The organism is Rheinheimera sp. ATLC3 (assembly GCF_059429535.1).
The window spans coordinates 345570-360816 of sequence record NZ_CM182103.1; the positions used below are offsets into that span (position 1 = coordinate 345570).

The following is a 15247-nucleotide window of genomic DNA, read 5'->3' on the forward strand; positions in this document are numbered from 1 at the left end:
TTATCTTTCAACTGACAGTCAGATGTGAGCGAAAGTGGACATTAACGCCCCGCACATACGCGCGAATTTGTGAACGTCGCTGGGTCCACAGGCCCAGAATGTCGCACCTTGTTAGTCCTTGCCATTTTTATCAGACTTAACTTTAAAACGATTAACCATAATAATACCAAGCCCAATGGCAAATATAACCGCGCCAATAAGTGCATACCTTGGGTTTGGCGCTGTGGATGACAGGAGATTGAAGTAAGTCATTATTGCAATACCAAAAATACCTACTATTCCACCAATTATCTTATACATCGAAAAATCCTTGCACCAACTCATATTATTGCCTAATGCTCGTAGCACAGGCAGAAACTCGTGCAGCGGCTGAGATCCAGCTAGGTCTGCGATTGAGTAGCACCTTTATTAAATAAAGATCTGCGAGCACCGAACAGCAAAAGCCACAAACAAATGCCAATCTCTCCTATAGAAGCGGGAGCGGTAATGTATCCACCAATCAGTGTGCTTGAAAATGGAGGATATATAAGGCGGCCAAACAAGTCAATCAGATACCCGAAACAGCCGAGCATAAGGAAGACACCTAGAAGTTTTGGGAGAAATTCAGAGTGATAAACCAGATAACCAAAGGGAAGTAACCAAAGCCCTCAAAAAATATGAGAAACCAAAAGATTATTGCTGTAAGAGTGGAGCAAGAGGCCAACCTGAAAGTGTAACTGCTCGGTGGTGAGGTTTTGTAAATACCCTGCCTGTGCAATGAGCGAGAGAATATCTACTTTATTGAGAATGCCAACGAAAGTGACCGGGACGCTAGATATCGCCAATATGACCATTAAAACTGCGGATTGCTTATTCACATGATGCAGCAATCTATACAAAGCCAAGGGCAGTAGTAGATATGCTGAAAAGCTAATCAGGCCCACGGCAATACCGAACCTATAAAGAAGCATCGAAGATTCGATATTGGCAATGGTGCCAGCTATATCACCAGGAACGTTTATTTGAGAAGGTACATATACAAGATTAAATATGCCTGTAATGACAACAATGAGGTATACAGCGCCTGCTACCCGCGCAAGCTTGTTATCGCCTAACATCCTATTCATTCATCAATCCTCTGGTCGCTAAGTATCTTAGCCATCTTTTGCCTACCTCTTCGTAATGATAGGCGTCTACTTTATTCGGGGGAGGTTTCGAGCGCCCAAAAGGCGCATTTTGGTGGCGATTGTTATGTGCCCATCGCTGCGTCAGGGTCATACCAGATACCATACTTATCACCTTGCCACTTCAACATGTAAAACAAGTAGGCTGTTGCAAGCATAATAATACCACCTACCAGAGCCGCTTCACTCACAAGCCCAAGGCAACAAAATAAAAAGCCGAAAATGTGCGATATTTTTTCAACCCTATCTGCTGTGCTGCGTGCTGGTCTGATTTGCAAAAAATTTAGCACAAACCACATTTTCAAAAAAAGCGGCAGTTTTTGCCAATTAGCTGTGTTTTTATCAATCATAAATGTCTCCTGGTTCAGTGTTGTCACATCGACATCAAGAGCCGCAGCAAGACATTTTAATGATTCAAAACTAGCATTGTGACCACTCTCAATACGCTGAATGGTTCTAACATTAAGCCCGGACATTTGCGCTAATTGCTCTTGAGAAATATGCCGACTAAGTCGCAGTTCTTTTAAAATCATCAGATGGCTCCTGTACTCCTGAACCAACAGTGTTACTTATATTTTCACCTGTCAGGTACGTAAATTACCCGACAGTAAGCCGACAGCTGCAGAGTTGCCGCACATAACGCACATTTAAGGGGCTGAAAATAGTTTTCTAAAATATATAGCGAAGCGAAACTGAGCAAACTGTTCGCAGTCCCGCTTTAAATTTTTGTTAGGCATACATTAACCGTGGTGTCGGCGGATATGCTTAATTAAACCTGATTCGTTAAACTCTAATGAGACAATATTAGTTTTACTATATTCAATGGTTTCATCTAAGTGTGCAGGTTTAACTTTACCTTTTTCAGTCATTTTTATAAAAACAACATTAGCCCCTACCATAATTTCGTTTATCTCAATATTGCTATTAATGACTTCATCTTTTAGTTTACCAACCATATCTGAACGGAGCTTCGACTTATCAGTATAGGTAAACTCAAATTTTACATGCTCATCAATGAAATCATCAGATAATAGCGATATGTAATGGTCTATGTCTTTAGTGGTTGTATTTGGTTGTTGGCGAGCATTTTTAGCCGATACAAATGCCTTTGCCTTTTCGATTAACTGATCTGTCGTAAACTTTTCATTTGCAGAACTAGAAAAAGATAAGATAAGGGATATAAATACTAAATTTAATTTTTTCACTGAACCCTCCTTATATGCCTAACGCTTATTCGGCGGAAAGATCCTTATTTAAATACGGACTTTTCAGCCTTTGTAAATTTAATATTCAAAACATTACATTGGTTTTTTATACCTTACAACAAGTTATAGATACAACCGGTGTTTGCATTTGCTAAATCCCCGTATCATCTTCACTGCTTACGCCGTTGTAGTAATAGCGGGGCAAATCGGGTGCTATGTCGTCTTTAAACTCTTCAATCGAAATAAGGCTGCCGTCTTCGTTAAAGCGGTAGCTTTTGCCTTGCTTAAGGCCATTGTCATCATACTTAGTCGAGGCCAGTAAATGCCCGGCGTCAGATACCGCCTGCCACAGGCCAATCATTTTGCCCTGCCGGTAGTTGCCCTGCCACAGCAGTGGCGCACCGTATGAATACAGGTCACGCTCTTGCCAGTTTCCGTGTTTTTCGCCATTGATATAGCGCCCTTTGGCTTGTAGCTGCCCGCTTGCATCACGTTTTATATAATCGCCTTCAAGCTTGCCATTGCGGTAGAACGCCTGTAGCAACACAACGCCTTGCGGGTCTACTTCTGTTTGCTCGCCGTCCGGCTCGCCCCTATCGTTATATTTCTCGGTCAGCGTACTAAACTCGGTTTGCTGTACCCACTTTCCCACTTTTTTACCGTTTTTATATTTACCCCGGTTAAACTCGCTGCCATCCGGCGTTTGTTCGCTATAGTCACCGTGAAATTCACCGTCACGGTAATTAGCCCGGGTTTGATTGCCTTGCCAGTCAGAGCCCAAATACAGCCCGGTATAGTTACCGTTTAGCCGCTCTTCCCGACCAATAAGCTCTGCATTGTCATCAAAACGTTGCAATAAGCGCCAATTGCGACCGTTATCGATTTCATTTTTATATATCAACTGGCCTTGCTCGTTGTAATGCTGCTCTGTCGAGATATTGCCTTTTTCACCATAGCGAATATCCGTTTGGCGGGTTTTGTTACCCGCGCTGTTAAAAGAAACAGACTGAACTTCGCGGCCCTTTTCATCGAAGTGTTGCTCAGTCACAACTTTGCCAGCTTCATCGTAAGTAAGTTGTTTGCCAACCTGAATACCATGCTGATACTGCTTAACCGAATATAAAACACCGCCGTAACGGTAGCTGCGCTCTTCACCGTGTAACTTACCAGCCAGATAGTGCTGCTGATAAACCGGTGAGCCGTCTTCACTCCAATACAAACGCTCGCCTTCGCGCTCGCCGTTTTTTATCATCGCCCGCTGCTCTGGCTGGCCATTTTTGTGAAAACTTTCATACAGGCCGTTCTGGCCATACTCATTGAAATGGCTACGCGATGACAGTGTGCCGTCGCTGTAATAGCGCTCAGTCATACCAAAAGGTTTGCCATTTTTGTACTGTGCCCGGCTTTCCGGATTTCCATTTTCGTAAAACGTAAGCTGCTCGCCGTCACGTTCACCTTCAACATACCGGTATTGATTACGCACAGTGCCGTCTGACCAATAGTTGAAATACTCGCCATGATACTGGCCTTCGCGATTACTGTGTCCTTTGGTCATCATCTGGCCGTTTTCGTGGTAGTACACGAAGTCTTCGACGATAGGGCTTTGCAATAAATCAGAGCCGTTTAACGTACCACTGAAGTACAGCTGCTGATTTTTTGCATAAAACACCTTCACTGGCCAAAGGGTATTGTCACCTGCTGGTGTTGTTTCAGCATAATAAATAGCTTCATCAGCATTTTCAGTTAGCTGCCATTCCTCGGTTAGCAATACTTTTTCAGCTGCCACTGACCAGGTAAACAATAACAATAACAAACATAAGTACTTCATTATTATTCCTTAAGGTAAGGCAGGAAAACGGTATGACCAGTTTCGATTAACCGGTTCACCTTGCTGTGTTAGCAGCTGAATTTGCATGACACGGCCCTGAATTCTCAGATAGTGCTCATTATGCAGCTGCGTTGACAGCTGTTGTTCTGACAAATCATAAGACCATCCGGATTGCACCGGAGAAAGCGCCAGCCCTTCATGGTTTAAAAACCGGTAACGCTGCAACAGTGTCGCCATTGTCCAGTCTGGCGCCCACACTGGTAATTTATTTAAATCTACCAGCCATGAAACCTCTGGTGTGTAATCCAGCCGCTGCCAGTGGGGCGTGCCTTTGCAAGACAGTGAGGTTGTTACGTCAATATCGTAAAAGTAACGGCGGATACCATCAGCGGTACTAAGTTGATACGTGACCTGTTTCGGCAAAGCCTGGCGGGGTGACTCCGGCACTAACTGCCACTGCAGTGCCTGGCCGGATACCTGTGGTGCTTCGTTAACCGTTAACGTACAAAGCTGGGCTAAGTCAGCGCTTAAGTGCACTGCCAAACCAAAGTTGTTTACCGGCTCTGGCTTAACAGCAGCCGGGTTTTGCGGTACCGGCGGCGGTGATAGTACGTCGTCCTGGGCATACTGCCCGAAGCGGTCTTCATCAAAAAGTAAATACTGGTTGGTTGGTGGCAGCGTATCTGCCTGAGGATATTTATCATGTGGCAGAAATTGTATGCTTTGCCGGTATAGCGGCTTGTCGGCAAAAACATTGGCATACAACCTAAGTTCGGCCGGCAGCTGCTTAAACTCAAAAATCGTTACGTGCTGCGCATCGTTGTAATAAGGCGCCATTACCAGGTCTAATACATTGCGCTCTTTGTCAGTCAACCAGTCCGGCCCGGAAAACTCCGCGCCGGGGTAGGAAATCATCGCGCCTTCTGCACCATCGTAACGCTGCAACAATTGATAACGCTCATTACCCGACACCGTCAGCTTATAGGTTTGTGGTTTATCTGGTACAGGCGACAAAGTAACGGTTAACTCTGCGTCGCTTACCGTAACGGTATTTGCCGGATCTGGTTTTATACGCAGTGTTATTAACTCTGCGGGGTAAAACCCGGCATCAGCGCGAAGCTGTGCCACATCATTCATCAGCTCATCCGGCGCATTCCAGCCTACCAGTAACTGTTGCTGGCTCGATTTAACAAACAAATCATCATTGGTGTAGGTATGGGTTCGAAATGGCTTAAGTTGAAGGGGCAGCGTTTCGCCTGCGCTATTTATTACACTAACCGGCCCCAAGGTTAAACGCCCGTGCTGCTCTGCTGAAAAGTCGTGCTGATAGCTTAAGCTCAGCAGATCATCGTCCTGCACAAAATAGCCCTGCGGCCACGGAAAAACCTGCTCTTTCGCTGGCGGCGCAGCCCCGGCGTTTACTGTGCTCGATTCAGGCGGCGCACTATATTCATACTCTGGGCGCTGGTAATCGTATTCTAATTGCTGAAACAGGTTACCGTACTCTTCGCTGTCGGGCATCATGACCACCTGTGATCTAACGCGCCCTTGATAACCATAACGCTCAAATGGCATATCCGCGACGATAAGCATTTTTTCCAGCCAGCCATTTTGGCGCGACAGCATTAACTGGCCATAGAGTTTGCCGTCATTGGGCTGAGCTAAAAGCTGTGCTACTAAATGCTGCTCTGTTACGGCTAATACCGTTAAGCTGGCATCGGTCAGCCCCTGATAAGCAGGTAAGGTAACGCTGGCGCCGACTTTAGCGGGGATCCTATTGATAAAAGTGCCAGCACTGAACATTTTCATCAGTTCGGCCTCAAGCTCTGCGCCCCTGTCTTTTAGCAATGCTTGCCAAACATCGTCATTTAAGGCGGCAAAATGCGTTACCTTACCGGCCTCTAAATCTGCTGTTAAGGTAAAGCCTTCAGAAAACAAGGCATGTAATTCCGGGTTAGCACTGGCACGGCGGCTGCTTCGAAACCCGCTCTGGCCATCCTGCATTTTCAGATAGTCGATATAGAGTTCGAGCTGGGTTTCTTTACCGGTCTGAACGACTTTGTAGCGGGCTAACTGCTGTGACGTAGAGCTCATTTGCTCTTTGCCCCGGCCGGTATCAATGGAGACAAATGTACGACTTGCTACCTGGTAGCTACGCTCTTCGCCTTTTACCGGCGAAAATTCGACGTCTTTATTTGGGTTAGTGCATGCAGCTAGCATGACACACAGCGACAAGCCAAATAACGATCTCATGAACGTTTTGTTCCCTTTTTCAAAAAACGCATATTCTATCGTTATAACGGCGTAAACAAAATGCTTAATACAGCACTACAAGCTGTAAAGGCACAACAACTGTGCCTTTACTTTTACGTTTTAATTCAGGTTATTGGCTTTTTTATTGTGTAACCAATGATAAATCGCCGGTAGCACAACCAAGGTCAGCAAGGTTGCCGAAATAATGCCGCCGATAACCACAGTTGCCAACGGACGTTGAACTTCAGCACCGGTGCCGGTGTTCAGTGCCATCGGCACAAATCCCAGGCTGGCAACCAGCGCGGTCATTAACACCGGCCGCAAGCGGATTAATGCGCCTTCTACCACGGCATAGTGCAAATCCGCTTTTTCCTGCCATAACTGGCGGATAAACGACACCATGACTAAACCGTTAAGCACCGCCACCCCCGATAACGCAATAAAGCCCACACCTGCCGAAATAGACAGCGGCATATCACGCAGCCACAGTGCCAATACGCCCCCGGTTAAGGCCAAAGGCACGCCGGTAAAAATAATCAGCGCATCTTTTAACGAGTTAAACGCCATTACCAGTAAACCGATAATCAGCAGCAATGTAATTGGCACTACCAGGCTAAGCCGGTTACTGGCTGATTCCAGTTGCTCAAAGGTTCCGCCGTAACTGAGCCAGTAACCGGCCGGCACCTTAACATCAGCATGAATCCGCTGTTTGAGTTCAGCGACGAAGCTGCCTAAATCACGCTCACGCACATTAGCCGACACCACAATACGGCGCTTGCCGTTTTCACGGCTGATTTGCGCCGGCGTACTCTGGATATCCAGTGTGGCGATTTCAATCAGCGGCACATAGCCACCATCAGGCAACGGAATTGGCAGCCAGGCCAGATTATCGATATCTGTGCGCACCCGTTCCGGTAAGCGCACGACCAACTGAAAACGACGATCCCCCTCGTAGATTAAACCAGCATGTTCGCCACCAATTGACATGGCAATAACATCCTGAAACTGGCTGACCGTCAGCCCATAGCGCGATAACGCGGTAAGTTTTGGCGTAACGGCTAACACCGGCAAACCCGATACCTGCTCGGTGCGCACATCGGCCGCACCACTGATGCTACCGGCAACTTGTTCAATGCTTTGCGCAACCTTTAGCAACACATCCAGATCATCACCAAATACCTTAATGCCCACATCCGAGCGTACGCCGGAAATCAGCTCGTTAAAACGCATCTGAATAGGCTGGGTAAATTCATAACTGTTACCGGGCAGTTGTTCCAGTGCGGTTTCCATTTCAGCGACCAGTTCCGTTTTGGTTTTAGACGGGTTGGGCCATTCGCTGCGCGGCTTTAAAATAACAAAGTTATCCGCTACGTTAGGTGGCATGGGGTCTGTCGCCACCTCTGGCGTACCAATTTTAGCAAAAACCTTATCAACCTCGGGGAATTGTCTGATACGCTGTTCCAGCACTTGCTGCATCTGCACAGATTGCTCAAGAGAGGTGCCTGTTACCCGCATCGCATGCAAGGCAATATCGCCTTCATCCAACTGCGGAATAAACTCGGAGCCAAGCGTTGTAGCCAGCCAGATACACGCCACAACCAACGCGCTGGCTAGCCCCACCACCAGCAGCCGGAATTTAAGCACGGCGTGCAGTATCGGGCGGTAGACAGATTTAGCAGCCACTATTACCGGGCTTTCCTGCTCTTTGATTTTACCGCTCATAAATACGGCAATAGCCGCTGGCACTATTGTCAGAGATAGCACCATAGCCGCCAGCAGTGCCATCACCACCGTCGCCGCCATAGGGTGAAACATTTTGCCTTCAACCCCGGTTAACGCGAACACCGGAATATACACCACGGTAATAATGGCCACCCCGAATAAGCTGGGTTTAATCACCTCTGTCGTGGCCTCAAACACCACTTTTAGGCGCTCACGCAGCACCAGTAAGCCACCGGTTTGCTGCTGCGCCAGGCCTAAACGGCGAATGCAGTTTTCGACAATAATTACCGCGCCATCGACAATCAGGCCAAAATCGAGCGCCCCTAAGCTCATCAGGTTTGCCGATACGCCCTGCTGTACCATACCGGTGATGGTCGCCAGCATCGCCAGCGGAATAACGGCCGCAGTGATCAGGGCCGCGCGGATATTTCCCAGCAATAAAAACAGTACAACAATCACCAGCAAAGCGCCTTCGAGCAGATTTTTCTGCACCGTAACAATGGTTTTATCGACCAAAGTCGTGCGGTCATACACGGCTTCTACTATCACACCTGCTGGCAAGGAGGTTTTTATAGCCTCCAGTTTGGCTGCTGCATCACGTGCTACTGCCCGGGAGTTCTCTCCCAGCAGCATCATCACTGTGCCCATCACTGTTTCGTGGCCATCACGGGTCGCGGCACCCGTGCGTAACTCTATACCTAAGCCAACCTCTGCCACATCTTTGATCCGGATAGGTACAGAGCCATTAAGTGCGACCACCACATTTTCGATGCTGCTGATGCTACTCAGCTGGCTGGGCGAGCGCACCAGCAACTGCTGGCCATTGCGCTCAATATAACCGGCACCACGGTTAGCATTGTTATCCCGCAAGGCAGCGCTCAACTGCGGCAAGGTAATACCCATGGCCAACATTTTTGCCGGATCTGGCATGACATGGTACTGCTTGTCATAACCGCCGATAGTATTAACTTCAACCACACCGCGTACCTGTGCCAGTTGCGGTTTTATTATCCAATCCTGCACTTCCCGTAAATACATAGCGTCTAAAGGGTTGCCATGTGTATCTGTCGCACCTGGCTTAACAGCAAGGGTATAGACGAAAATCTCCCCCAGTCCGGTGGCAATCGGGCCCATTTTCGGTTCCAGCCCGGCTGGCAGCGCATTTTTAATGTTGCCAAGGCGCTCATTTATCAGGTTACGGGCAAAATAAATATCAGTGCCCTCATCAAATACCACGGTAACCTGTGACAGGCCGTAACGCGATAATGAACGGGTATACTTAAGTTTGGGTAAACCATACAACGCAGTTTCCACCATAAAGGTAATGCGCTGCTCTGCTTCCAGTGGCGAATACCCCGGCGCTTCCGTATTAATTTGCACCTGAACATTAGTAATATCTGGTACCGCATCTATCGGTAAGCGTTGGTAACTCCAAAGCCCGGTAGCTATTAACAGCAAAATCAGGTTCAGCACCAAATACCGTCGCTCAATCGAGAAACGGACGATAGCTTCAATCATGTTTATCTCCCGATATCAGTGTTCGTGTGCTGCGCCGGCTTTTTCAAGCTCAGCTTTAATCAGATAACTGTTCAACACCACATACTGTTCTGCAGCGTGCAAGCCTGACAGTACCTCGCTAAAGCGGCCGTCGTTACGCCCCAGCTGCACAGGGCGTGCTGCATATCGGTCGCCTTTGCGTACAAATACCACTTGTGTACCATCGAGTTGCTGCAAAGCACGGTTATCAATAACCAAAGAGACATTTACAATTTCAGCATCAACCAGCGCACTCACCCTCTCGCCTGCTGTAAAACGATTGTTACGGTTGTCCAGCTCAACCCTGGCCAGAACATAAGGCTGTCCGGCGACCGGCAGAATATGACTGATATGGCTGTCAATGCTGTCGCCACGGGCTTCTATATGCACCGGCAGGCCGGTTTTAATATCATCCAGTGCGGCAGGAAACATTTTAAGCTCTACCCATAGCACGCTGCTGTCGGCCAACGAGAACAGCGGTTCGCCTGCGGTGTATTCACCCTGGCTGGCATATTGCTGAATGACAACACCACTGATAGGCGCCGTTAACGGGTAGGTGCGTAAGCTGTCGTTTGATTCAACCAGCGCCAGCACACCGCCTTTACTCACCTTGTCGCCCACAGTTGCTTTTATTTGCGCAATAACACCGGGGAAACGCGCCCTAACCTGTGCTTGGCGGTTTGGCGGAATAACCAACTCGCCATAAAGCGGCAAATGACGTTCAATAGTGCCAGGACCTGCTGAGCTAACCTCAATGCCAAAGCGCTGCGCCATGTCGGCGGCAATAATGGCCGCGTTGCCATGATCGTTGTCATGCTCATCATCATGCTCCGCTCTGAGCTCTGCGCCATCAGTGGCCGTTTGCGTGTGCGCCTTGTCGTCCTGATCATGATTATGTGCCGGGCTTGCATCAGAAGTTGCTGAGAAACCGGGTAAAGTGATAACAAAAACAAGTAATAATGCGGAAAATTTCATTTCGAAACCCCTGTACCGTTAGCAATATGCGAAGAAGACTGAGTTGGCGCCAGTTTTGTCATTATTGAGCCAGAGCTAAGTGCCACACCGGCAAGCTGCTCTATCAATGCCTGGTTACTCAGGGCTGTGCTGGCGGCATTAACCAGTTCAAGCTGAGCATCCTGCAATGCCTGGCGGGCGGACATCCATTCAGCGTAACCGTAGCGGCCACGCGAATAAGCCTGTTCGGTTTGCTGCAACGCTTGTTCAAGCGCCGGCAAAATATCGCGCTGCATATCTTTAACCGCCATGACACTGTAGCGATGGGTTTGCCAGGCCTGATATAAACGCGCCCGCAAATTCAGCAGTGCTGTTTCTTTTTCATACTGTTCTGCTTGCGCCTCTGCCCGGGTGGCGGCAACTGCGCCCTGATTACGCTGCTTATCGAATAGCGACACAGAAAAACCTGCACTGAGGCCAAAGTCATGGTTCTCCTGTGAACGCACAGCGCCGATCTGCCAGCGTACATCACTGGCAGACTGGCTTTGTGTCAAGGCAAGCAGTGCATCACTTGCACGCTGCTGTGCGGCATAAACCTCAACTGCCGGTGTGCTTAAGACCTGCTGATAAAGGGTTTGAAATGACGGGCTGTCAGCGAGCAAAAATAAATCGCCGCTAACCTGATTAAAATCTACCTGGCTGGCGCCCCACAAACTGGCCAGCAACTGTTTACTGCTTTGCAGCTCTACCTGCAGCAGACCGTGCTGCAACTGTGCTTGCCTGAGCGCCACCTGAGCCCTTAATTGCTCTGCTTGCGGCGCGCCGCCGTGCTGCACCCGCTGCCTGACGAGGGTAAATGCTTGCTCTGCCATATTTACGGTTTGCACAGCCAGTGCAACTTTCTGCTGCAATGTCAGCACAGCGATATAGCGCTGAGTCAGCTCCCCCAGTAAATCCAGACTATGGGCTTGCTGCTGCGCCAGTATTAACGCCTGATTAGCGTTGGCAACAGCCATTCTGGCCTGGCGTTTATCGCCAAGCTCGATAACAGAAGAAAGTGACACCGTAACTTCGGCGCTTTTAACACCTGACATTTCTCCGCTGCCAAGAACATTGTCAACCTCAATACCCAATTCAAAGCCGGGCTTGAGCTCAGAGCGTTGCTGCTGGCCCTCTGCCGCTTTTATACGCCAATCAAATACCTGTAATTGCGGGTGTAATGATAAAACCCGCTTTGCCGCTTGCTGCAGCGACAAGTCCGCGTCTGCGGCCTGGGCTGTTGCTGGCGTATGCAGTAATGCAATACAGGCAGCAAACAAGCCAAACGCCGCATAGCGCTTGCAACTTATTTTCAAGAACATAATAAAATCCTGTTAGTGGTGAATTAAAACCAGAAAAAACAGGATCAGGCGATTGGTGGGCGGTATATATTGCGTTTGGGAGAGCTTGGAATACGGTTTATATAAAACGTTGGTTTCTCGTTTTGTGAAGCAGGTAAGGCTGTTGCTGGTTTAAACAGACCAATATGTGCGGCGTGGCAATGGCTGCAATGATCGCAGCTGGTATGCTTACCATTCTCGGCTGTCTCAACTAAGGTCATGACAAGCTGATGTTGATTTGGCTCAGCCTGATAAGTATGGTGAACATCATCAGCCGCCTCAACCGAAAAAGCCCCCGACATGACACACAGCAATTGCACAACCAGCATCAATGCCATCAGCATTTTGCTTAGTGGTGTATTGGCTAATGCATAATTACTTATCAAGGCTATTATCGCTTTATCAGTTCAATTAACGTTTTAGCTATTTGACAGAACAGGGCAGCTGTCCAACCAGCAGGTTATACTAAGTTGATTATTAAAGCTGCACAAGAGCCGGACCGGAAAAAGCCGTTGCCGGACTGAACAAACCTTCACAAATAACACCCAGCTGTGATTATTGGTAACCAACTGTAAAAGCGTTATTTTCTCCGTTTTAGCTGCTGATACACTGACGAAACTGATTAAGTTGCCGGTAGCTACGTATGTCATCGCAGGTTTTATTATCCCTTGTGGTCCCGTTTTATAATGCAGCAGACTATTTAGACCAATTATTGATGTCGGTTGAAACACAGCTGACCGCTCAGGTACAACTGGTGTTAGTCTGTGACGGCGCAACGGATAACAGTTTGGCAGTAGCGCAACATCATATTGCCAGATCTGTTTGGCCAGAATGTTATTTGCTGTTGAGTCAGCTAAACAGCGGCGTAAGTGTGGCCAGAAATCTAGGTATCGCACGCAGCACAGGCCGGTATGTTGGCTTTGTGGATGCTGACGATCTGCTACTACCCGGTTATATCACGCATGTGCTCCGGGTTATTAGCGGGCATCAGCCTGATCTTATCGAAATAGGCTTTAAACGCTTTAACGATATATCCCAGCTACCCACAGTTAAACCCCGCTATTTACAGCACAAAGCAGGCTATCACCAGGTAAAACACGTAGCGCCTGCGGTGTTTCAATCCAACCGCTGGTTTCCGTGGCTGAGAATATACCGCAAAGCCATTGCGCCGGATTTTCGCTTTGAGCCAGGCATCGGTTTCTGTGAAGACGTCATGGCGATCCCCACATTGTATCAGCGGGCAAACACCCTGCACCATTTGCGCCTGCCGCTGTACGGCTACCGCGAGCATGCTGCCAGTGCTTCATTTAATGTATCGCTGACGCAGCAACAACAGCTGCAGCAGTTTTACGCGGGGTTATGCCGCGCTCAGTTATACCCGGACCTACCGCAACAATGGCGCAAAATTTTACTGTTAAACCTCGCCTATCTTTTTTACAGCCTGCAACGTGGCCAACAGCAGGATACAGGTCTGACATCACAGTTGCGACAGGACATTAAAACACTACTGCTGCAACAGTTCTTCACACCGAGGTTCTCCCTGCGCAAGAAGCTGCAGCTGGCAGGCTATCTTTTACGGCGTAATTCGCAATCTGCGCCGCTATCGTATTAATGCGTTAATGTGCTGACACTGGCACAATGCAACCCTACCAACATCTGTTTATTTTTTGCGCAGCCGGCTCTGTATCTTTATGCGTATTCAGGTATAATCCGCCGACTTTTTTCAGGCTCAGCCCAATACAAGAGACGCTATGACAGTACAAACCTTTGACCCGACACAAACCACCACGCTGGATACGCCAGCCAAAAGCCTGGCTGAGCAGGTAAAAACAGGCAACGGCAAAGGTAATACTATCGGGTTTGTCAGTTTAGGCTGTCCGAAGAACCTGGTCGACTCAGAGCGTATTCTTACTCAGCTTAAGAGCGAAGGTTACAACATTGTCCCCACCTATGATGATGCTGAACTGGTGATTGTAAACACCTGCGGTTTTATCGACAGCGCGGTACAAGAATCGCTGGAAACCATCGGTGAAGCGTTAGCCGAGAACGGTAAGGTCATTGTTACTGGCTGTTTAGGTGCACGCGAAGATGAGATCCGGGAAGTACACCCGAACGTGCTGGGGATCACCGGCCCGCATTCTTATGAAAACGTGTTAAAGCAGGTACATGAGTTTGTACCTAAGCCAAAGTACGACCCGTTCACTATGCTGGTACCGGATCATGGCGTTAAGTTAACACCAAAACATTACGCTTACCTGAAAATATCGGAAGGCTGCAATCACCGTTGTACGTTCTGCATTATTCCGTCGATGCGTGGCGATTTAGTCAGCCGCCCGGTAGGCGAAGTGCTGGACGAAGCACAACGGCTTAAAAACGCCGGCGTAAAAGAGCTGCTGATTATCTCTCAGGATACCAGTGCTTATGGCGTTGATGTTAAACACCGCACCGGTTTCTGGAATGGCTCGCCAGTTAAAACCTCAATGCAATCGCTGTGTGAAGCACTCGGTGATATGGGCATTTGGGTGCGCCTGCACTATGTGTACCCCTACCCGCATGTTGATGACATTATTCCGCTGATGGCACAAGGCAAGGTGTTACCTTACCTGGATATCCCGTTCCAGCATGCCAGCCCGCGTATTTTAAAGCTGATGAAACGGCCAGGCCAGGCTGACCGCGTATTAGAGCGCATTAAAAAATGGCGCGAAATCTGCCCGGAACTGACCATCCGCTCAACCTTTATCGTTGGTTTCCCGGGTGAGACCGAAGAAGACTTCCAGATGCTACTGGACTGGTTACAGGAAGCCCAGCTTGACCGCGTCGGTTGCTTTAAATACAGCCCGGTAGAAGGCGCCAAAGCAAATGACCTGCCAGATCCGGTACCAGACGAGGTAATGGAAGATCGTTATCACCGCTTTATGCAAACCCAGCAGGCAATAAGCACTGCAAGGCTGCAGGCAAAGATAGGCAAAACGATTAAAGTGCTGATAGACGAAGTAGACGAAGAAGGCGCTATCGGCCGAAGCTTTGCCGACGCCCCGGAAATTGACGGTGCAGTGTATTTAAATGGTTTATCCGGTGTTAAACCTGGCGATATCATTGATGCGGTGATTGAAGAAGCCGACGAGTATGATTTATGGGCGTCAATCGCTGAGTAAAAAACTCATCGCTGTTTAAAAAAGCCGCAGTCACTACTGCGGCTTTTTTATT

Annotated in this window: 11 protein-coding genes and 1 pseudogene; 2 read left to right on the plus strand and 10 right to left on the minus strand. The window is 48.4% G+C overall.

Translation table 11 applies throughout. From position 1 onward, the window contains the following. Positions 1 to 111: 111 nt before the first annotated feature. The 10 genes and pseudogenes from AC5SV9_RS01705 to AC5SV9_RS01750 all read right to left on the minus strand — a co-directional run bounded on the left by AC5SV9_RS01705 (position 112) and on the right by AC5SV9_RS01750 (position 12426). Positions 112 to 300: a hypothetical protein gene (locus AC5SV9_RS01705; RefSeq protein ID WP_475151458.1), complete on the minus strand. Its 189-nt coding sequence runs from the start codon at positions 298 to 300 to the stop codon at positions 112 to 114. 80 nt (positions 301 to 380) lie between these two features. Continuing rightward, positions 381 to 1106: pseudogene (locus AC5SV9_RS01710) on the minus strand (DUF4386 domain-containing protein). 122 nt (positions 1107 to 1228) lie between these two features. After that, a complete protein-coding gene (locus tag AC5SV9_RS01715; RefSeq protein WP_475151460.1) occupies positions 1229 to 1696 on the minus strand; it encodes a helix-turn-helix domain-containing protein in 468 nt (155 codons plus the stop codon). 207 nt (positions 1697 to 1903) lie between these two features. Next, positions 1904 to 2368, minus strand: coding sequence for a hypothetical protein (locus AC5SV9_RS01720; RefSeq protein WP_475151462.1), 465 nt, complete (start codon positions 2366 to 2368; stop codon positions 1904 to 1906). A gap of 151 nt (positions 2369 to 2519) precedes the next feature. Next, a complete protein-coding gene (locus AC5SV9_RS01725; RefSeq protein ID WP_475151464.1) occupies positions 2520 to 4196 on the minus strand; it encodes a toxin-antitoxin system YwqK family antitoxin in 1677 nt (558 codons plus the stop codon). Between the two features lie 9 nt (positions 4197 to 4205). Beyond that, positions 4206 to 6449, minus strand: a complete 2244-nt coding sequence (locus AC5SV9_RS01730; RefSeq protein WP_475151467.1) for a hypothetical protein — start codon at positions 6447 to 6449, stop codon at positions 4206 to 4208. A gap of 120 nt (positions 6450 to 6569) precedes the next feature. After that, positions 6570 to 9689, minus strand: coding sequence for an efflux RND transporter permease subunit (locus AC5SV9_RS01735; RefSeq protein WP_475151470.1), 3120 nt, complete (start codon positions 9687 to 9689; stop codon positions 6570 to 6572). A gap of 15 nt (positions 9690 to 9704) precedes the next feature. Further along, positions 9705 to 10682, minus strand: a complete 978-nt coding sequence (locus tag AC5SV9_RS01740; protein ID WP_475151472.1) for an efflux RND transporter periplasmic adaptor subunit — start codon at positions 10680 to 10682, stop codon at positions 9705 to 9707. Then, the gene (locus AC5SV9_RS01745; protein WP_475151474.1) at positions 10679 to 12022 is read right to left on the minus strand and encodes a TolC family protein; all 1344 of its coding nucleotides are present in this window, start codon (positions 12020 to 12022) and stop codon (positions 10679 to 10681) included. The genes AC5SV9_RS01740 and AC5SV9_RS01745 overlap by 4 nt, the downstream gene beginning before the upstream one ends. Positions 12023 to 12066: 44 nt before the next feature. Further along, positions 12067 to 12426 (minus strand): hypothetical protein, encoded by a 360-nt coding sequence (locus AC5SV9_RS01750; protein WP_475151476.1) that lies wholly within the window; start codon positions 12424 to 12426, stop codon positions 12067 to 12069. A 257-nt stretch (positions 12427 to 12683) separates the two neighbouring features. Between AC5SV9_RS01750 and AC5SV9_RS01755 the strand changes: the two genes are divergently transcribed. After that, complete coding sequence (locus AC5SV9_RS01755) at positions 12684 to 13652, plus strand: glycosyltransferase (protein WP_475151478.1); 969 nt, start codon at positions 12684 to 12686, stop codon at positions 13650 to 13652. A 139-nt stretch (positions 13653 to 13791) separates the two neighbouring features. Then, positions 13792 to 15195: a 30S ribosomal protein S12 methylthiotransferase RimO gene (gene rimO / locus AC5SV9_RS01760; RefSeq protein ID WP_475151480.1), complete on the plus strand. Its 1404-nt coding sequence runs from the start codon at positions 13792 to 13794 to the stop codon at positions 15193 to 15195. Positions 15196 to 15247: the final 52 nt, after the last annotated feature.